We start from the raw sequence: 19,422 nt of genomic DNA, 5'->3' as shown, positions 1-19,422 counted from the left end.
GGAATGGCGGCGCCGAGCCATGCCAAACCTTCATTCGAGAGGGCTCATCCATGCATTTTTGAGATGGAAACTTCTCGATTTGCTATAGTTTCCCCGTAAAAACCCCGGCTGCCGCCGCTGCTGCGCAGTCACAGAATCGGGCGAACCTGACAGGCGTGGACGGTGCTGGCGACATGCCAGACCGCTGGCAGGCGACCCCAGTCCGTCAACCATCCAAAGAGGTATTTCCGTGAGTTTCAAGAAGACCGCCATCCTTTCGCTGGCCGCGCTGGGCTTTGCCGCCAGCGCTGCAGACATCAAGATCGGTGTGGCCGAAGCGTTGTCGGGTGGCGCTGCCCAGTACGGCGCAGCCATCCGCAACGGTTTCGAACTGGCTGCGGCCGAGATCAACGCCGCAGGCGGTGTCAACGGCAACCAGATCGTGCTGGTCGTGGCCGATGAGCAAGGCAAGAAGGAAGAAGCGATCAACGTCTTCAAGAAGCTGGTGTTCCAGGACAAGGTGTTGATGGTCTTCGGCCCGACACTGTCGAACTCGGCCCAGGCCGGCCATCCGATCGCCCAGGCCGGCAAGACCGTGGCCTTCGGTACCTCGACCACCGCGGACGGCATCACCGCCATTGGCGACTACGTTTTCCGCAACTCCGTGACCGAAGCCGACGTGCTGCCCGAGACCATCAAGGTCGCCGTGAAGAACGCCGGCATCAAGAAGGTCGCCGTGCTGTACGGCAACGACGACGTGTTCACCAAGAGCGGTTACGACAACTTCAAGAAGGCGCTCGACGACCTGAAGATTCCCGTCACCACGACCGAGACCTTCGCCAAGGGTGACGTGGACTTCAAGGCCCAGCTGACCAAGATCAAGGCCAGCGGCGCTGACGCCATCGTCCTGTCGGCCCTGCTGGCCGAAGGCGCTCCCATCATGGTGCAGGCCCGCCAGCTCGGCCTGAACGTGCCCTTCATCGGCGGCAACGGCATGAACTCGACCAAGGTGTTCGACCTGGCCAAGGGCCAGTCCGACAACCTCTACGTGGGCAGCCCCTGGTCGGCCAGCAACACCACGCCCGAGAACAGCAAGTTCATCAAGGCCTACACCGAGAAGTACAAGATGGCGCCGGACCAGTTCGCCGCCCAGGCCTACGACGCGCTGTACATCGCCACGCAGGCTCTCAAGACGGTGAAGCTCTCGGGCAACCTGGCCGCCGACCGCACCGCTTTGCGCGATGCGCTGCCCGCCGTAAAGTGGACCGGCGCCACCGGCCCGTTCCAGTTCCGTCGTGCCAACGACAAGGCCGGCAAGCCTGCCGGCTATGACGCGCAGCAAGCGCCCATCGTCAGCGTGACCAAGGGTGCCGAGTTCGTCATCACGAAGTAAGACGCCGCCAGTGACGCCGCTGTCCCGTGAGGTGAGGGCGGCGCTGGCAGACCAGCAGCCTCTGCGATGGCGGACATCCGGTGCCGCCGGCAGAGGTTGATTTTTTTCCCCTGAATTCGGCTTCATGCCTGCCGTGAGGCCCGGAGCACCGCCTTGCTAGAACAGCAACTCGTCAATGCCCTGTCGCTCGGATGCGTGTATGCGCTCTTCGCACTGGGTTTCACACTCATCTTCGGCGTCCTCGGCGTCATCAACCTGTCGCACGGTGCGGTGTTCATGGTCGGCGCCTACGCGGCCGTCGAAGCCATGGCCGTGCTGGGCCTTCCCCTGTGGGCCGGGCTGCTGTTTGCGTTCCTCTTCTGTGGAATGCTCGGTTTGCTGATCGACTTTCTGGTGCTGCGGCCGCTGCGCGCACGCAATGCGCCACACCTGATCCCGATGATCGCGACCATTGGCGTGGCCATCATCCTGAACAATGGCATCCAGGGCATCTTCGGCGCGCAGAACATCCGTTTTCCGGCCGGTGTGGTCTCCGAAGAGTCCATCAACCTGGGCAGCCTGCACCTGACCGCGCTGGAGCTCGGCATCATCCTGCTCTCGTTCGCGCTGATGGCCGTGCTGCTGCTGGTGCTCAAGCGCACCCAGCTGGGCCGTGCGTTGCGCGCCATTTCCGAGTCGCCCAAGGCGGCGCACCTGCTGGGCATCAACGTCGAAGGCCTGTTCTACATGACGTCCTTCGCCGCCGCTGCGCTGGGCGGCCTGGCCGGCGTGCTGATCGGCCTGTACTCGAACGCCGTGTTCCCGCTGATGGGTCAGCCCATCCTGCACAAGGGCATCGCGGTCATCATCCTGGGCGGCATGGGCGACATCCGCGGCGCACTGCTCGGTGGCCTGTTTCTCGGTTTCGCAGAAGTGCTGTCGGTGGCCTACATCGGCTCGACCATGCGCGACGCGGTCGGCTTCGGCCTGCTGTTCCTGGTGCTGCTGCTGCGACCCAAAGGGCTGTTCGGTACCTTGCAGGAGCGCAAGGTCTGATGATGGAAGCGCTCTCCAACTTCTGGGCTGTCTACAGCAACGTGGTGCTCTCGCTCGGCACCAACTCCCTGCTCGCGCTGTCGATCTGGCTCACGCTGGCCTGCGGCATGCTCGCCATGGCCAATGCCGCTTTCATGGGCATCGGCGCCTACACCTCGGCCATTCTCACAATGACTTTTGGCGTGCCGTTCCCGGTTGCGCTGGCCGGCGGCATTGCCGCACCGGCGCTGATGGCCTTCGTCATCGGCAAGCCCACGCTGCGCCTGTCGGGTGTCTACCTGGCCATGGCCACGCTCGCTTTCGGCGAGGTCGTGCGCATCGCCATCCTCAACACCGAAGACATCACCGGTGGTGCCCTGGGGCTCAACGGCATCCCGCCGCTGACGCAGTGGTGGCATGTGCTGCTGGCGCTGGTGGCGGTGCTGTTCGGGCTCTGGCGCCTGCGCCGCTCGAAAGTGGGCCGTGCGTTCGAGTCGATCAAGGAAGACGAGACCGCCGCCGGCCTGATGGGCATCGACGTCGGGAGCAACAAGATGCTGGCCTTCGTGCTCGGGGCCGCCATTGCCGGTCTGGCCGGCGCCTTGAATGCGCACCTCACGTTCTTCATCGGCCCCAACGAGTTCGGTTTCGACCGGGGCGTGGACATCCTGACCATGGCCGTGCTGGGTGGTATCAACAGCCTGTTCGGCCCGGTGCTGGGCGCCGTGATCCTGACCTTGCTGCCCGAAACGCTGCGCGCCTTCGGTGACTTCCGCATGGTCATCAACGGCATCATCCTGGTGCTGATCGTGCTGTTCTTGCCCAAGGGTATCTGGGATCCGGCGCGCATGCGCCAGTGGTTCGGACGCAAGGGAGGCGCGCAATGAGCAATGTCCCCTTGCTGACATTCGACGGCGTTTCGCGCCATTTCGGCGGGCTCAAGGTGCTGCAGGACGTTCACCTGGCGGTGCCCCAGGGGGGCATCTTCGGTCTGATCGGGCCGAACGGGGCCGGCAAGACGACGGTGTTCAACCTCACGACCGGCCTGCTGGCCGTCTCGGGCGGCACCATCCGCTACGAAGGCCGCGACCTGGCGGGTCTCAAGCCGCACCAGATCACGCGCACCGGCATCGCACGGACCTTTCAGAACATCCGTGTGTTCAAGGAAATGTCCTTGCTGGAGAACGTGATGGTGGGCATGCATTCGCACCTGCGCTACGGCGCGTTCGGCCTGCTGGCGTCCACCGGCCTGTTCCGCAGCGAGGAGCGCCGTGCGCGCGACCGCGCTCGCGAGCTGCTGTCGTGGGTGAAGCTGGACCACAAGGCCAGCGACATCGCCGACAACCTGTCCTACGGCGAGCAGCGCAAGCTGGAGCTGGCGCGCGCGCTGGCCACCGAACCCAGGCTGCTGTTGCTCGACGAACCCGTCGCGGGCATGAACAGCGCCGAAAAGACCGACCTGATGGCCGAGATCCGCAACATCAGCGCGCGCGGCTACACCGTTTTCATGATCGAGCACGACATGCGTTTCGTGATGGGACTGTGCGAGCACATCGCCGTGCTGAACTTCGGCCGCATCATCGCGCGCGGCGACCCGGACCAGATCCGCAACGACCCCGAGGTCATCGAGGCCTACCTGGGCCGGGAAGAAGACGAGGCCGGCGGCGATGCCGCCACGGTGGAAGGGAGTGCACGATGAGCGCAGCATTCCTCCAGGTCGAGGGGCTGAAGGTCTCCTACGGCCACATCGAGGCCGTCAAAGGCATCGACCTCCAGCTGCACGAAGGCCAGATCACCACGCTCGTGGGGGCCAACGGCGCGGGCAAGTCCACCACCTTGCTGGCTCTGTCGGGCCTGGTGAAGAAAGCCGCCGGGCGCGTCACGCTGCAGGGGCAGGACCTGAGCGCGCTGCCGCCGCACAAGATCGTGTCCGCCGGCATGGTGCAGGTGGCTGAAGGCCGTGCGACGCTGACCACGCTCACGGTGCGCGAGAACCTCGAGCTCGGTGCCTACACGCGCCGCGACGGGCGCGCCCAGCGCATGGACGACCTCGAACGCATCTATGCGCTGTTCCCGCGGCTCAAGGAGCGGGCGGACGGCCTCGCCGGCAACCTGTCGGGCGGTGAGCAGCAGATGCTTGCGATTGGCCGGGCCCTGATGGCCAAGCCCCGCGTGCTGCTGCTGGACGAGCCTTCGATGGGCCTGGCACCCATCATCGTGCAGGACATCTTCCGCACGCTGCGCGAGATCAACAAGGGCGGCCTGACCATCTTCCTCGTGGAGCAGAACGTGCGCCAGGCGCTGAAAATCGCGGACCGCGCCTATGTGATCGAGACCGGTCGCATCGTGCTGGAAGGCAGCGGCCAGGAACTGCTGCGCGACCCGAAGGTGCAGGACGCCTACCTCGGCGGCTGAAGCGGATGACGCCAGGCGGGTGGGCGTTCACACGAATGCCCACCCGTTTTTCATATTTCATCCAGTACATTTCAAATCAATGGCAAGTATTTGATTTAAAACGAAAATTATCAATGGCTTGTCAGCGGGGTGGTTTGAGCTCATTCTCATGTAAAACATGAGAATATCGTGAAATCTCATTGATTTTCAATGAATCAATGACCTGCGGCGAGATGCGCGTGGATCTGCGCCACCGCCGCCGCTCCCTCGCCAATCGCGCTGCCCACGCGCTTGACGGAACCCGACCGCACATCCCCCACCGCGAACACGCCAGGGATGCTGGTTTCCAGTGAACGGGCGGGCCGTCCATCCGGCCGAGCGCCCGTGGCATCGCCCGTCAACACGAATCCATGGGCATCCACGGCGGCCTCGCAACCCGCCATCCAGCCCGTTTCCGGGTCTGCCCCCACGAAGAGGAACAGGTTGCGCAGCGGCTTTTCTTCCTGCAGGCCCGCGCGGCGGTCGTGCCAGGACACGGCGGACAACCCGTTCTCGGCACTGCCATGCAGGCGCGTGAGGGCGGTGTGCGGCCGCAGCTCGATGTTGGGTATGGCCTCGATGCGGTCGATCAGGTAGCGGGACATGCTCGCCGCCAGCCCCGGGCCGCGCACCAGCATGGTCACGCGCGCCGCGTGCTGGGACAGGAACACCGCCGCCTGGCCCGCCGAATTGCCACCACCCACCAGTGCCACGTCGGCACGTGCGCACAACGTGGCTTCCAGTGCCGATGCCCAGTACCAGACGCCGCGTCCCTCGAAATCCCTCAGTCCGGGCACATCGGGCCGCCGGTACCGTGCGCCGCTGGCGATCACCACCGTTCGTGCCCGCAGCCGCCGGCCATCGGTGAGGTGCACGGCCAGCTCACGGTCCGGGCCGTCCCGCGTGCAGTCGAGCCGGGCAACCTCGGAGGGGATGAGCATTTCGGCGCCGAACTTCTGCGCCTGGACGTAGGCGCGGCCCGCCAGCGCCTGGCCGGAGATGCCGGTGGGAAAACCCAGGTAGTTCTCGATGCGCGCGCTCGCCCCGGCCTGCCCGCCATACGAGCGGCAATCCAGCACGACCACGCGCAGCCCTTCCGATGCCGCATAGACCGCGGTGGACAGGCCGGCCGGCCCGGCGCCGACCACGGCCACGTCGAAAAGCTCGTCGTGCACCGCCGTATCCACCATGCCCAGGCGGCGGGCCAGCGTCTGGTCGTCCGGGTTGACCAGCACCTCGCCATCGGGGCACACCACCAGCGGCTCGCCATCGGCCGCGCCGGACTGCTCCATCAGCGCTGTGGCACCGGCGTCCGATGCGGCATCGACCACGTGGTACGGCTCCCCGTTGCGGCGCAGGAAGTTCTGCAGCCGCATCAGTTCGGCCGAGGCAGGCTGGCCGATCAGCACCGGGCCGCTGGCTCCGGACGCGATCAGGGCCACGCGGCGCAGGATCAGTGCGCGCACCAGGCGCTCGCCCAGATCGGCCTCCGCGATGATGAGCGCGCGCAACTGGCCGGGCGTGAGCATCAGGGTGTCGACGGTGTCCTCCGCGATGCCGTCCACCAGCGACGGTTTGCCCGACAGCGAGCCGACCTCGCCCATGAAGTGCCCCCGGCTGTGCTTCACGATCGGCGTGATGTGTCCGAGGCCGTCGCGCTCGCTCACCGCCACCACGCCGTCCATCACCACGAACAGGCCGGCACCCGGTTCGCCCGCCCGCAGCAGGTGCGTGCCGCCGGGGTGAGTCTGCCGCTTGCCGAACCGCTGCATCCGCGCCATCTCGGCGTCGGTGAGCACGGGGAACATCTGGTGGCGGCGAGACAGGAGCTCGCTGGGTGCGTCGTCGGCCATCGTCGTCCTGACAGGGTGAGGGGTGGGGAGGGGCGTGGGCCATTATCAGACCGCGACCACGGCGCGCGCGTGGCGACTACAGTGGGGCCGATGCACAAGCCATTCTTCCTGTCCGGCCCGACTGCGGCTTCGCCGCGCATTCTTCGCGGGCAGCCATGAGCCTGCCTGCCCGGGCCGTCGGCCTGCTGCGCTCCTGGGTGATCTACCGCGCCATTCCCTGGCGGGGCGTGCAGCTCCGGCGTTTCTACCGGCGCTTCGTGCCGGCAGGCGGGCTCGCGTTCGATGTCGGCGCCCACGCGGGCAACCGCGTGGCCGCGTTCCGGCAGCTGGGCGCGCGCGTGGTGGCGCTGGAGCCGCAGGCCGATTTCGTCTGGCTGCTGCGGCGCCGCTTCGGGCGCGACACGGGTGTGACGCTGTTGCCGCAGGCCCTGGGCCGCTCGCCGGGCGAGATGCGCCTGCACGTCAGCGAGCTCACGCCCACCGTCTCCACGCTGTCCACCCGCTTCGTGCGGGAAGCGACGGCCGCGTCATCCTTCCGTGGCGTTCGGTGGGAAGAAGGCCCCCTGGTGACCGTGACCACGCTGGACGCACTGATCGCCACGCATGGTGTGCCCGACTTCGTGAAGATCGATGTGGAGGGTTTCGAAGAGGAGGTGCTGCTGGGCCTGAGCCAGGCGCTACCGGCCCTGTCGTTCGAGTTCGTGCCGGCGGTGCGTGGCGTCGCGCTGGGTTGCATCGACCGGCTGGAGGCACTGGCCGGCCCCGGGCGCTACCGCTACGCTGTCTCGCTCGGCGAACGGCAACGCCTGTTGAAGCCTGAAGGCGAGCTGGCGGCGTCGATGCGCGACTGGTTGCGCGCCTTGCCTGTGGACGCGTCCTCCGGCGACGTGCACGCCTGGCTGGCGGGCTGAATGGCGTATCCCGATCAGGATCCGGTGTGTGGCGCTGGCACTGGCGCGCCCACATGCTCGAAGCCTTGCAACTCGTGCGCCCCCGGGGCGTTGAACACCCCCAGCAGCACCCGTGTGAGCTGGTGCATGGGGCCCTGCGGCTGTTCGGGCAGGGCGAGGCCGGGCACGAAACCACTGACCAGCAGGCGCTGCAGCAGCGCGGGGTCGTCGCTGATCACGTGAACGGGCACATCCCATGAGGCGCCGGGACCGCTGACCAGCGCAGGCGGCTGGTGGTCGCCGACGATCACCATCACCAGGGGGTGGGGCGCGTGGTGCCGAAGGTAGTCGGCCATCCAGGCGTACTGGTAGCGCAGGCTGTCGACGTAGGGCCGCAGCGGTTCCCGCACGGCCACTGGCGCGGCCTGCGCCGCCCGGGCCTCGGCTGCCGTGTAGGCCTGCGGGCCGGCAAGGCGTGGCCAATCCGGCACGAAGGGCGCCAGGGGGTGGAACGGCGCGTGGGTGCTGGTGGTGGGGAAGACGACAAAGCGCGGCACGCGGGCAGCCTCGTGTCCTTTCCGCTCCAGTTCCTGCACGTGCAGCAGCGCCAGCGCAGCCTGATCGGGGATGCGCCAGTAGCCGAAGTCTGGCCCGCTGTAGCCGATGCCCGCGTCGCCGGACAGCCGGTCAAAGCCGTAGAAAGCGCCTTCGGGCCAGGGGCGCTTGAGGCCTGGCATCCAGCCCACCGTGCGGTAGCCGTGGCGCGCGAAATGGCGCACCAGCGTGGGCCGCTGGCTGGCCAGCAGCAGGTCGTGATCGGCGGGGTCGCGGGTATCCACCCCCGCCAGCAAACCGGCGTGCGACAGCCAGGAGGCGCCACCGAACGTGGGCGCGGTCACCCGAGCGCTGACGACGTGGCGCCCACCGGCGCGGATGGCATCGTCCAGCGCCGTGCGCGAAGACGCGAGCGCCGAGGCCATGGCGGGTTGGTCGAAGCTGCCGCTGCCGTAAGACTCGGCGAACACCAGCAGCACATCGGCCGGCCCGGCCGGGCCCACCAGACCGGAGAGGTCGCCGTCGAACGCGGGAGCGGCGTCCAGCACCGACTCCCCCGCCGCCGGCCACCACACACGCGCCAGCAACTCGCCCTGGTGCAGCAATGTGGGCGTCAGCGGCAGCGAGAAGAACCAGCGCGTGTCGCGCTGGCCCGGCACGTAGGCCATGAAGCTCAGCGTGAGCACCGCCGTGGCAGCCAGCACCCACGGGCGCGGACCGCGCCAGGCCAGGCAGCCGGCCAGCACCGCGATGGCGGCGCGCACCAGCAGGAAGAGCAGCACCGAGCCCAGAATCAGGGTGGCACCCGCCGCTGCCACCTGCCACGCTGGCAGGGTCTGCACCGCCAGCTGGACGAGCTCGCTGGCGTGGCGACCGTCCCAGTACACGTTCACCGGCCGGCCCAGCACGGCAGGCGCCGTCACGTCGGCGTAGCGCGCCAACACCAGCGCCAGAAAGCCCGCTGCCATGGCGGACGCGGCACGGGTGGAAAGACGGCCCCTCCAGGCGACCCAGGCCATCAGTGCCACCAGGGCCAGGCACAGTTCGTACGACAGGCGCGGCATGTAGCGCACGCCAAAACCCGGCCAGCGGTTCTCGAACGTCAGCAGCGTGTTCAGCAGCGCAAAGGCCAGGCAGAAGCGCAGCAGCCAGGGGATGGCCGCCGGGGGCGCCACCCTCACTGGCGCACCGCCTCGAACTCGACGATCAGCGGCACCTCGTCGCCCACCCAGCCGTTGGCCACGGCGTAGTTCATGCCATAGGCGCTGCGCTTGAAGCTGCCGCGCGCGGACACACCCATGACGTACGGCTTGCGCAATGGCCCGCCCAAGGGCGACTCGGCGCTCTTGTTCCAGGTCGCCTGCAGCGTGAGCGGCTGGGACTTGCCCAGCAGTTCCAGCTGGCCCGCCACCTCGAAGGTGCGCTCGCCGGTGCGTTTCGCGCTGGCGGCGGTGAACACCATGCGCGGGAATTCGCCGCTGTTGAGGAAGTCCGGCCCCTTGAGGTGGTCGTCGCGCTTGCGCTGGTTGCTGAACACGCTCGCTGTTTCCACCTCGATGCGCACGTCCGACAGGGTGGCGGTGGCCTCGTCGAAGCGGTAGCTCCCGCGCGCGGACCGGAACATGCCGAGCACCTTGGCATAGCCGATGTGGTCGACCAGGAAGGCGACGGTGGTGTGGTCGGGGTCGAGCTCGTAGCGCGCGGCCTGGGCCTGCGCGGGCATGGCGGCCAGCAGATGGGCGCAGAGCACCAGCGGAAGAAGCAGGGCGGAAGTGCGCATGGCTCAGGTCTCCTGTGGGGTGGGGCGCTGCCGCGCCAGGGTCCGCACGTCGATGGCGAACGAAAGGGTGAGCAAAACCAGGCTGAGCGCCGCCAGCCAGACCGCGAGGCCGGGTGACACGATCGGCCCGAGGCAGACGATCAGCGTCGTGATCTGCACCACGCACACGGTCTGGCGCCGCCGGCTCGGTGGAAGCGCGCCGGCGAGCCAGGGCCAGGGGCGCGCGGCGGCCACGAAGGCGTAGCGCATCAGTCCCGCGGCCAGCACCCACGCACCGGCCTGGCCGGCCTGCAGCACCAGCGCGCAGAGCACCAGGGTGAAGGCGGCGTCGGTTTCCATGTCGAAGCGCGCACCGAAGGCGCTGGCCAGGCCGCTGCGCCGCGCCAGTGCGCCGTCCGCCGCGTCGGCCACTGCCGTGACGGTGGCCACCCCGACCAGCCACCATGCCGCCGTGGGCATGTCGGCCAGGGGTGGGCGGGGCAGGTCTTCGCCCACCAGGGCGGCGAGCAGCGCCATCGAACCCAGCCGCGCCAGGGTCACCCGGTTGGCGGGGCCGAAGCGCGGGTGCGGGTGCGCGCCCAACGCGCGCCACACGAGCCAGACGCCCACCGCGTACACCAGCAGGGCCTTGGCGCTGTAATCAGCGCCAAGGCCCGCGGCCATGCCCAGCGCCACCGAAAGCACCAGCACCAGCACCGCCACAGCGGCGAGATCGCGCGCAGCGTCGTGCCGCAACCCGGTGTGCACGGTACCCGTGGATGAAGCGATGGCGTTTTCGGCGGTCTTCATGGATGGCAAGATGGGCGCCTGCGGATGGGACACGTGAACATTCACGGGCCCGTTTCCGGCGATCATGGCACGCTCCACCCTCCGACACCGCATTCCCCGATTCGTTCATGCCCAACGCTTCCGATTCGTCAGCAGCTGTGTCTGCCCAGGCCTGCTGGGTGGTGGCGCCCGGCCGCGCCGAGATCCGTGAGGAAACCCTGCCCGCGCTGCCTGAGGGCAGCGTGCGGGTGCGCACCCTGCACACCGCGGTGAGCCGGGGCACGGAAGGCCTGGTGTTCCGCGGTGAAGTGCCCGCCAGCGAAGCACAGCGCATGCGCGCGCCGTTCCAGGTGGGCGAGTTTTCCGGCCCGGTGAAGTACGGCTACGTGAACGTCGGCGTGGTCGAGGCCGGGCCTGCCGAACTGGTGGGCCGCGAAGTGTTCTGCCTGCACCCGCACCAGACGGTTTTTCAGGTGCCCGCGACGGCGGTGGTGCCGCTGCCGCCGGGCGTGCCCGCCGCGCGCGCCGTGCTGGCCGCCAACCTGGAAACGGCCATCAACGCCCTGTGGGACGCCGCACCGCGCCCGGGCGACCCCATCGCCGTTGTCGGCGGTGGCACGCTCGGCCTGCTGGTGGCCTGGCTGGCCGCACGGTTGCCCGAAGGGAGCGTGCAGGTGGTGGACACCAACCCCGCCCGGGCGGACATCGCAGCCGCACTCGGTGCGGGTTTTGCCTTGCCGCAGGACGCACAGGGCGGGGCGCACCTCGTGATCCACACCAGCGCCAGTTCCGCCGGGCTGGCCACTGCGTTGCGGCTTGCCGCCTTCGAAGCCACCGTGCTGGAACTCAGCTGGTACGGCAATCGCGCCGTGAACGTGCCGCTGGGCGAAGCCTTCCACTCGCAGCGGCTCACACTCAAGAGCTCACAGGTCGGCCACGTGGCACCACGGCAACGCGAGCGCTGGAGCCACCGCCAGCGGCTGGAACTGGCGCTCTCGCTGCTCACCGAGCCCGCGCTGGATGCGCTGGTCACCGACACCGCGCCGTTCGCGGAATTGCCCCAGGTGCTCGCGCGGCTGGCCGGCGACGGTGCACCGGGTACGCTGTGCCACCGCATCGACTATTCCTGAACCCTGTCCCGGAAGCCATCAACGCCATGTATGCCGTCAACGTCAGAGACCACTTCATGATCGCCCACAGCTTCCAGGGCGCCGTCTTCGGGCCTGCCCAGCGCATGCACGGCGCCACCTACGTGGTGGACCTGGAGCTGCGCCGCGACTCGCTCGATGCCGACGGTGTCGTGGTCGACATTGGCCTGGCCACGCAGGTGCTGCGGCAGACCCTGGCCGCTTTCAATTTCCAGAACCTGGACGAAATGCCCGAGTTCAAGGGGCACAACACCACCACCGAGTTCATGGCCCGGGCGATCTTCGACCGCGTGGCCGCGTGCATCGCCACAGGTGAGCTTGGCGCGAATGCGAGCGGCCTGCGCCAGATGCGTGTGACGCTGCACGAATCGCATGTGGCCTGGGCTTCGTACGAGGGTGATCTGCCCGCCTGAGCCATGTCGTCCCTGAAGACCTGCCACTTCCTGTTGCCGGGCGACTGGAACACCCCCACCGGCGGGTACGCCTACGACCGCCGGCTGGCGGCCGCCCTGCGCGAGGTCGACTGGAGCGTGATGCCCCTGGTGCTGGACGGCGCGTGGCCGTGCCCGGATCAGTTCGACCTCATCACGGCGGAGGCGCTCGTTCAGGCCTTGCCCGACAACGCCCTGGTGGTCGCCGATGGCCTGGCCTTCGGCTGCATGCCCGACGTGGCGCTGCGCCACGCGAGGCGCCTGCGCTGGGTGGCCCTGGTGCACCACCCCCTGCACCTGGAAACCGGCTGGCGCTCCGAAGACAGTGCCCGGCTGCGGGAGAGCGAGGCCAGGGCGCTGCAATGTGCACGGCGCGTGGTAGTGACCAGCCGCAGCACCGTGGCCGACGTGACCGCCCTGGGGGTGTCGTCGTCCCGCATCACCGTGGTGGAGCCGGGCACCGATCCCGTGCCATCCCGTTCCGAAACACCCCGGCGAAACGGGGTGGTCAGGCTGCTCTGCGTGGCCTCGCTCATCCCGCGCAAGGGTCACGCGGTGCTGCTCGAAGCGCTCACAGGCCTGCAGCACCTGCCCTGGGAATTGCACCTGGTGGGCAACACCGAGCGCGACCCCGGCTTCACCGCCAGCCTGCAGGCCATGGCAGAACCCCTGAAGGAGCGCGTGGTCTGGCATGGCGAGCTCCCGCCCGAGGCGCTGCAGGCCCACTACCTGGCGGCAGACGTGTTCGTGCTGCCGTCGCTGTACGAGGGCTATGGCATGGTGGTTGCCGAGGCGGTGGCCCACGGCCTGCCGGTCGTCACCACCGATGGCGGCGCGCTGGCCCGCACTTTGCCGCCGCGCGCCGGCCTCAAGGTGCCCGCCGGCGATGTGCTCAAGCTCCAGGCCGCGCTGGGCCGGGTGCTCACCGACCCCGCTCTGCACGAACGCCTGGCCACCGGCGCGCGCGAGGCAGCGGCTTTGCTGCCGACCTGGCCGCAGCAGGCGGCGCGCTTTGCCGCGACGCTGGGCAGCGTGGCATGAGCGATCGCCATTTCACCGCCGCATGGCTGCAGCGGCGCGAGCCTTTCGACACCGCCGCGCGCGACGAAGCCGCGAAACACCTGCATCTGGCCGCGCGTCTGCACGCGATGGCGCCACCGGCGGGTACGCCATGGCGCGTCATCGACCTGGGTTGCGGCACCGGCGCCAACCTGCGCTGGCTCGCGCCCCGGCTGGGCGGTGCGCAGGAATGGCTGGTGGTGGATCACGATGCCGCACTGCTGCGTGAATGGCCATCCACCTTGGGTGGCCCTGGCTTCGAGGCCACCATCGTCCGACAACAGGCCGACCTCGCCCTCGATCTGGAGATGCTGCCATGGCATGCTGCTCATCTGGTCACGGCCTCGGCGCTGCTCGATCTGGTGAGCGAAGGCTGGCTGCAGCGCATGGTGCGGCTCGCCGTGACCGCGCGGGCGGCCTTGCTGTTCACGCTCAGCGTGGACGGTCGCCACGAATGGACCCCGCCGGACCCGATGGACACCACCGTGGGACGCCTGTTTGCCGAACACCAGCGACGCGACAAGGGGTTCGGCCCCGCACTGGGCGCGCGCGCTGTGGTCACGCTGCAGCGCGCCTTGCTGGGCAGCGGCTACCGGGTGTTCAGCGCCTCGAGCGACTGGTGGATCGACAGCCAGCACGGTCCGCAGGCTGGTGCGCTGCAGCGTGCGCTGGTGGACGGCATCGCCATCGCCGCCAGCGAGCAGGATCCGCCGTCCACGGCTGCGGTGGAGGCCTGGCGCCAGCGGCGGCATGCGCTGGCGGCGACGGGCCAGCTGCGCGTGGGGCACACGGACCTGCTGGCGCTGCCTTGAGCAAGGGGCCGGGTCAGACCGGCGCGTAGCGGCCCGTGCCACCAGGCCAGCGCGTGAGCACGTCATGACCATCGGGCGTGACGGCCACCATATGCTCCCACTGGGCGGAGAGAGACCGGTCCTTGGTGACCACCGTCCAGCCGTCGGGCATCAGCCGGGTGTCGCGTTTGCCCGCATTCAGCATCGGCTCGATGGTGAACACCATGCCGGGCTCCAGCACCGTGCCTTCGCCGCGCCGCCCGAAGTGCAGCACGTCCGGCTTCTCGTGGTACGTCTGCCCGATGCCATGACCGCAGTACTCGCGCACCACGCTGAAATGCTCGCGCTGCGCCACCGACTGGATCGCGTGACCCACGTCGCCCAGCGTGGCGCCGGGCCGCACCTCGCGGATGCCCGCCAGCATGGCCTCGTAGGTCGTCTCCACGAGGCGGCGGGCGAGGGTGCCCGGCTCGCCGACAAAGAACATGCGGCTGGTGTCGCCGAACCAGCCGTCCTTGATGACCGCCACATCGATGTTGACGATGTCGCCTTTTTTCAGCACCTTGTCTGCCGAGGGAATGCCATGGCACACCACCTGGTTGACGGAGGTGAGGATGGTCTTGGGGTAGCCCTGGTACCCCACATTGGCTGGAATGGCACCTTGCACGTTCACGATGTGATCGTGGCAGAGGCGGTCCAGTGCTTCCGTGCTCACGCCCGGCACCACATGCGGCCCGATCATCTCGAGCACGTCGGCGGCCAGCTGGCCCGCCCGCCGCGCCATCGCGATGTCGGCGGCGGACTTGATGGTGATGCCGCGCGCCACTAGTGTTTTCCGGCCGTGGTCGCGCGCGCCTTGCCCGGCTGAACCGAGACAGCCTCCACCAGGTCCAGTCCACCCGCCAGTTCGGCCCGCACCAGCATCTGGCTGATCTCGCGGTGGTTGAGCTCCGGATACATCTCGGTCAGCATGCCGACGCGCATCCAGTGCTCGGCCTGCGCATTGATGGAACGGCTGAGCGCGTTGCCGGCCACCCGCAGGTTCTCGTGCATCTGGTCGGAAATCTTGACAATGCCCATGAAGGCTCCTTTATGCGAAATGTATACGAAGTATATATGTATCGTATTGTCGCAAAGTTGTCGGGGCGGGCGCGGGAATGCCCGCCGATCAGGGTGGCGGGCGCTCGCCGATGAAACGCAGGCCCACCCCCGGTTCGGTGGCGATGTAGCGTGGCGCGGCTGCGTCGTCACCCAGCTTGTGGCGCAGCTTGCCGACCAGCACACGCAGGTAGTGCGTGTCGGCGTCGTGCGTGGGGCCCCACATGTCGCGCAGCAGCTGGGTCTGGGTCACCAGGCGGCCCGGTTCCCGGATCAGCCGGGCCAACAGGGCGAATTCCTTTCGCGCCAGAGCCACGGGCTCGCCGCCGAGCGACACCTCCCGACGGGCGATGTCGACCCTGAGGTGTCCGTCGTCATAGATCGGCGCGACGTCGGTGCTCATCGGAGTGCTGCGCAGGAAGGCGCGTATGCGTGCCATCAACTCCCCGATGCTGAAGGGCTTGGTGACATAGTCGTTGGCCCCCGCATCGAGCAGCGCGACCTTGTGCTCTTCGGACGACCGCACCGTCAGCACGATCACCGGCACACCGGACCATTGGCGCAGCTCCTGCAGGACCGACTGGCCATCGCGATCGGGCAAACCCAGATCCAGCACCACGATGTCGGCTCCCTGGCTCGCCAGCAGGCTCAAGCCCTGCTGACCGGTTTCCGCCAGAAGGGTGGTGTAACCCTGCGAGCGCAGGCTGATGTCAATGAACTTGCGAATCTGCGGTTCGTCGTCGACGACGAGCACGCGGGCCTGGGGCGTGGTGGCCTTTGCGGGCATGGCGTCACCCCCCGGGAATGGGCTGTTCACCCATGGGCAGGCTGATGCGGATGGTGGTGCCACGTCCATCAGGTCCGGGCAACGCCTCCACCTGGCCCATGTGCGCGCCCACGATGCCCTGCACGATGGTCAGGCCTAGCCCGGTGCCGTGCTGACCTCGGTCACCGCGCTCCACGCTGTAGAACATGTCGAAAATCCTGCGCCGTTCGTTTTCGGGAATGCCGGGGCCTTGGTCGGTGACGTCGATGAGCACCTTGTTGCCTTCGCCAGGGCGCACCTCCGCCCGGATGGTCTCGCCCGGCGGCGAGAACTTCGCGGCATTTTCCATCACGTTGAACAAGGCCTGTTCGACCAGTGCCGGGTGCACGTGGATGAGGCCCATGCCGGACGCGATGCGGGTTTCCAGCCTCGCATCCGGGACGTAGCGTTGCAGCCTGCGCGAGGCGGAGCCGACCAGTTCGTCGACACCGATCCAGTCGCGTGCCAGCGTGAGACCGTGCTGGCCCAGGCGGGTCATGTCCAGCAGGTTCTGGATGTAGCGATCCAGACGCTCGCCCTCCACACGGATGGTGTCCAGCAGGCTGCCACGGTCCTGCTCGTTCATGTCCTGACCGTAACGCTGGAGGCTATCGGCCGCGCCGATCATGGAAGAGAGGGGCGATCGCAGGTCGTGCGACACCGAGGACAGCAACGCCGAGCGCAGCCGCTCGGTTTCCTCGCTGACCCGGGCGGTTTCCAGCTCGGACACCAGCCGCGCGCGCAGGGCAGCCTGCCCGATGTCCTCCGTCATGCTTTCAGCCAGCCGCCGCTGCTCGAAGGACAGCCGTCCCATGCCGTCGGGAAAGCGCAGGCCCACGACACCCAGGGACTCTTCCCCACTGTGGATCGGCAGGAACCACCAGGCCGACTGGCCCAGCGTGTCGGTAAAGCGGCCACTGGGCTGGGCATTCTGCTCGCTCCAGTCGGCGGCGCTGCGGTCCTTTTCATCGAGGAGGTGATCGGCCGCCGGCGGGCCCGACTCGCCCCGGAGCCGCACCCAGGCCTGCGCGTTCAGCGCGGACTGCAGCACGGCGGAGCTGGCCGCAACCACACCGCCCAGGTCGGCCGCCTTGGCCAGCCGCCTGGCAAGGTTCTGCATCGCAATGGCGTGCGCGTTCGCGGCGCGCAGCGCTATCACCTGCATTCGCAGGCGCGAGGCCAGCCGGCCCGCGATGAGGGCCGCAGCCAGGAACAGCAACACCGTCGCCACGCCGCGTGGGGCGCTGATGAGCAGGGTGAAGCGCGGTTCGATGAACAGGAAGTCGTACGCCAGAAAACACAGGACGGCGGTGATGACGGCCGCCAGCATGCGCGTGCGCGATGCCACCAGCAGCACGGCCACCAGAAAGACCGGCGTCAGGTCCTGCAGGCCAAGCAGCTTTTCCGCCGCCGCCGCCGTGGCCACCGCGCCCAGTGTGGCCACGGCAATGAGCGTGGGTTCGCCGCGCGCGAGCCGTTCACCCGCGAGGTCTTGCAGGCGATGCGAGCGCTGCCGCAACTGCGGTGTGCTCACGATGGTCAGTTCGTAACGCGCGCCCCGCTGCAAAAGCTGTTGCGTCAGCGTGCGGTTGAAGACGCGCGCGATGGGGCGTTCGCGCGTTCGACCGATCACGATGGAGCGTGCACCGCGCGCCGCCGCCGCATCCAGCAGCGCCTGCGCGACATCGGTGTTGTGAAGCACTTCGGTGTCACCCCCGAGGTTGCGGGCCAGGGCAAAGGCCTTGTCGAGCTCCATCTGGCGTTGCTGTTCCGCGCGCGCAATGGGGCGGCGGGCAGGTGCCGCGCGGCGCAGATCGTCGCCCTGCGGCACGGCGTCCGCAGAATGCCCGGTGTCGACGGTGATCACCGACCAGGGGGCGCCGCGCCTTTCGGCCAGACGTGCGCCCGCGCGCACCAGGTACTCGGACTGCCCCTGGCCATCGATGGCGATGAGCACATGGCGCTGAATCGCGATCCCCCCCAGGCCGCTTGCGGTGCGCGTTTCGCGGAGGTCTGCGTCCACGTGCGCCACCACGGTCTGCATCGCCAGTTCACGCAACGCCGTGAGATTCGACGGGGAGAAGAAAGCCTGAAGCGCCTGTGAGGCCTGTTCAGGAAGGTAGACCTTGCCCTGGTTCAGCCGCTCGATCAGCTCGCGGGCTGGCAGATCCACCAGGCGGATGTCGCGCAAACGCTCGAGCACCGCATCCGGCACGGTCTCGCTGACCCGGATGCCAGTGATCTGGTGCACCACGTCGTTGAGGCTCTCCAGGTGCTGGATGTTGAGGGTGGTGTAGACGTCGATGCCCGCGTCCAGAAGTTCCTCCACGTCCTGCCAGCGGCGTTCGTGGCGGCTGCCGGGCACATTGCGGTGCGCCAGCTCGTCCACCAGGGCCACGGCGGGCCTCCGCGCCAGCAGGCTGTCGAGATCCATCTCTTCCAGCGCCTTGCCCTGGTACTGCGTCAGGCGGCGCGGCACTTGAGGCAGTCCTTCGACCAGGGCCTGCGTCTCGCTGCGCCCATGCGTCTCGATGAAGCCGATGACGACGTCCAGGCCCTGGCGGCGCAACTCGCGCGCACGCGTCAGCATGGCGCAGGTCTTGCCGACGCCCGGGGCGGCACCGAGGAACAGCGTGAGGCGGCCTGCCGCCTGGCGGCGCAAGCCCTCCATCAAGGCATCGGCCCGTTCTGCGTTCTCAGATCCCATGGGTGGTACGACCGGTTGAAGACAGCATAGCCGCTGTCGTGGCGCGCCCGGTTCATGATGCCGTCTTGCGGGGTGCGACGGGGGCCGATGCCCCCAATGCATCGAGCCCCAGGTTGAGCAACAGCACGTTCACCCGCGTCTGGCCGAGCGCACCGAGCTGGGGGCCTTCGGTGTGCTCCGTGACCAGGCGCTCGACCGCCTTGCGGTCCAGTCCGCGTTCACGTGCCACGCGGTCGACCTGCACCGCGGCCCCTTCGACACTGATGTGCGGATCGATGCCGCTGCCAGACTGCGTGACCAGGTCACCGGGGGCGGCCGAGGGGGCGATGCCATCACGCCGTGCAACGGCCGCGCGGGTCTCCTCGATGCGCGCTCGCATGTCTGGGTTGGTGCGGGCCTGGTTGCTGGCGGCCAGTGCCAGCGGGTTGTAGGCGGCGGCGGAAGGTCGGGGCTGGAAGTAGCCCGCACCGGTGAAGGGCTGGGCCACCAGCGCGGAGCCCACCTTGCGATCGCCCTGGAAAACCAGGCTGCCATTGGCCTGATCGGGAAACAACAGTTGCCCGACGCCGACACCGGCCGCAGCGTACAGAAAACCGAATCCTGCGAGTGTCACAGTGGTCAGGCCCAGGGCACTTCGCCACAGGCCGCCATCGTCAGATGCACGGGTGATGGGGCGAGTACGAGAGGAGGAGGCAATGGTCATGGAGGTCTCGATGGT

19 protein-coding genes are annotated in these 19,422 nt (G+C 68.3%); 10 read left to right on the top strand and 9 right to left on the bottom strand.

Annotated features, from left to right (window positions below):
* Positions 1-229 precede the first annotated feature (229 nt).
* The 5 genes from J2X09_RS16720 to J2X09_RS16700 all read left to right on the top strand — a co-directional run bounded on the left by J2X09_RS16720 (position 230) and on the right by J2X09_RS16700 (position 4,801).
* Complete coding sequence (locus tag J2X09_RS16720) at positions 230-1,372, top strand: ABC transporter substrate-binding protein (RefSeq protein ID WP_310308819.1); 1,143 nt, start codon at positions 230-232, stop codon at positions 1,370-1,372.
* 153 nt (positions 1,373-1,525) lie between these two features.
* Positions 1,526-2,407: a branched-chain amino acid ABC transporter permease gene (locus J2X09_RS16715; protein WP_204731151.1), complete on the top strand. Its 882-nt coding sequence runs from the start codon at positions 1,526-1,528 to the stop codon at positions 2,405-2,407.
* 2 nt (positions 2,408-2,409) lie between these two features.
* Positions 2,410-3,273 (top strand): branched-chain amino acid ABC transporter permease, encoded by an 864-nt coding sequence (locus J2X09_RS16710; RefSeq protein ID WP_204731908.1) that lies wholly within the window; start codon positions 2,410-2,412, stop codon positions 3,271-3,273.
* Positions 3,270-4,085 (top strand): ABC transporter ATP-binding protein, encoded by an 816-nt coding sequence (locus J2X09_RS16705; protein ID WP_204731152.1) that lies wholly within the window; start codon positions 3,270-3,272, stop codon positions 4,083-4,085. Before J2X09_RS16710 ends, J2X09_RS16705 begins: the two co-directional genes overlap by 4 nt.
* Positions 4,082-4,801: an ABC transporter ATP-binding protein gene (locus J2X09_RS16700; RefSeq protein WP_204731153.1), complete on the top strand. Its 720-nt coding sequence runs from the start codon at positions 4,082-4,084 to the stop codon at positions 4,799-4,801. The genes J2X09_RS16705 and J2X09_RS16700 overlap by 4 nt, the downstream gene beginning before the upstream one ends.
* A 194-nt stretch (positions 4,802-4,995) precedes the next feature.
* On the opposite strand, the gene J2X09_RS16695 is transcribed toward J2X09_RS16700, so the two are convergent.
* The gene (locus J2X09_RS16695; RefSeq protein ID WP_204731154.1) at positions 4,996-6,672 is read right to left on the bottom strand and encodes an FAD-dependent oxidoreductase; all 1,677 of its coding nucleotides are present in this window, start codon (positions 6,670-6,672) and stop codon (positions 4,996-4,998) included.
* A 155-nt stretch (positions 6,673-6,827) separates the two neighbouring features.
* On the opposite strand from J2X09_RS16695, the gene J2X09_RS16690 reads away from it, so the two are divergent.
* Complete coding sequence (locus J2X09_RS16690; protein ID WP_204731155.1) at positions 6,828-7,583, top strand: FkbM family methyltransferase; 756 nt, start codon at positions 6,828-6,830, stop codon at positions 7,581-7,583.
* Positions 7,584-7,597: 14 nt separating this feature from the next.
* Here the strand turns inward: J2X09_RS16690 and J2X09_RS16685 are convergent, their stop codons facing one another.
* Genes J2X09_RS16685 through J2X09_RS16675 form a run of 3 tightly spaced genes read right to left on the bottom strand, consistent with a single transcriptional unit; the run spans position 7,598 to position 10,686 of the window.
* Complete coding sequence (locus tag J2X09_RS16685; RefSeq protein WP_204731156.1) at positions 7,598-9,298, bottom strand: LTA synthase family protein; 1,701 nt, start codon at positions 9,296-9,298, stop codon at positions 7,598-7,600.
* Entirely contained in the window at positions 9,295-9,897 is a 603-nt protein-coding gene (locus J2X09_RS16680) for a YceI family protein (protein WP_204731157.1), read from the bottom strand. The genes J2X09_RS16685 and J2X09_RS16680 overlap by 4 nt, the downstream gene beginning before the upstream one ends.
* 3 nt (positions 9,898-9,900) lie before the next feature.
* Positions 9,901-10,686 (bottom strand): CDP-alcohol phosphatidyltransferase family protein, encoded by a 786-nt coding sequence (locus J2X09_RS16675; protein WP_204731158.1) that lies wholly within the window; start codon positions 10,684-10,686, stop codon positions 9,901-9,903.
* Between the two features lie 107 nt (positions 10,687-10,793).
* Between J2X09_RS16675 and J2X09_RS16670 the strand changes: the two genes are divergently transcribed.
* The 4 genes from J2X09_RS16670 to J2X09_RS16655 are packed head-to-tail and all read left to right on the top strand — an operon-like array spanning position 10,794 to position 14,115.
* A complete protein-coding gene (locus tag J2X09_RS16670) occupies positions 10,794-11,795 on the top strand; it encodes a zinc-dependent alcohol dehydrogenase (RefSeq protein ID WP_310308814.1) in 1,002 nt (333 codons plus the stop codon).
* Positions 11,796-11,821: 26 nt separating this feature from the next.
* On the top strand, positions 11,822-12,226 hold the full coding sequence (locus J2X09_RS16665; protein ID WP_204731159.1) for a 6-pyruvoyl trahydropterin synthase family protein: 405 nt from the start codon (positions 11,822-11,824) through the stop codon (positions 12,224-12,226).
* 3 nt (positions 12,227-12,229) lie between these two features.
* A complete protein-coding gene (locus J2X09_RS16660; RefSeq protein ID WP_204731160.1) occupies positions 12,230-13,285 on the top strand; it encodes a glycosyltransferase family 4 protein in 1,056 nt (351 codons plus the stop codon).
* A complete protein-coding gene (locus tag J2X09_RS16655; RefSeq protein WP_204731161.1) occupies positions 13,282-14,115 on the top strand; it encodes a class I SAM-dependent methyltransferase in 834 nt (277 codons plus the stop codon). The genes J2X09_RS16660 and J2X09_RS16655 overlap by 4 nt, the downstream gene beginning before the upstream one ends.
* Positions 14,116-14,128: 13 nt before the next feature.
* Here J2X09_RS16655 and map read toward each other — a convergent pair whose 3' ends face one another.
* The 5 genes from map to kdpC all read right to left on the bottom strand — a co-directional run bounded on the left by map (position 14,129) and on the right by kdpC (position 19,407).
* On the bottom strand, positions 14,129-14,920 hold the full coding sequence (gene map, locus J2X09_RS16650) for a type I methionyl aminopeptidase (RefSeq protein WP_204731162.1): 792 nt from the start codon (positions 14,918-14,920) through the stop codon (positions 14,129-14,131).
* Positions 14,920-15,174: a ParD-like family protein gene (locus J2X09_RS16645; protein ID WP_204731163.1), complete on the bottom strand. Its 255-nt coding sequence runs from the start codon at positions 15,172-15,174 to the stop codon at positions 14,920-14,922. The genes map and J2X09_RS16645 overlap by 1 nt, the downstream gene beginning before the upstream one ends.
* 88 nt (positions 15,175-15,262) lie before the next feature.
* Positions 15,263-15,979, bottom strand: a complete 717-nt coding sequence (locus tag J2X09_RS16640) for a response regulator (RefSeq protein ID WP_204731164.1) — start codon at positions 15,977-15,979, stop codon at positions 15,263-15,265.
* Positions 15,980-15,983: 4 nt separating this feature from the next.
* A complete protein-coding gene (locus J2X09_RS16635) occupies positions 15,984-18,704 on the bottom strand; it encodes an ATP-binding protein (protein ID WP_204731165.1) in 2,721 nt (906 codons plus the stop codon).
* Between the two features lie 52 nt (positions 18,705-18,756).
* Positions 18,757-19,407 (bottom strand): potassium-transporting ATPase subunit KdpC, encoded by a 651-nt coding sequence (kdpC, locus tag J2X09_RS16630; RefSeq protein ID WP_204731166.1) that lies wholly within the window; start codon positions 19,405-19,407, stop codon positions 18,757-18,759.
* Positions 19,408-19,422: the final 15 nt, after the last annotated feature.

The sequence above is a fragment of the Hydrogenophaga laconesensis genome (assembly GCF_031457235.1).
GTDB classification, from domain to species: Bacteria; Pseudomonadota; Gammaproteobacteria; order Burkholderiales; family Burkholderiaceae_C; genus Hydrogenophaga; species Hydrogenophaga laconesensis.
The sequence above is the reverse complement of the archived record's forward strand: the minus strand, read 5'-3'. Positions and strand labels throughout refer to the sequence as shown.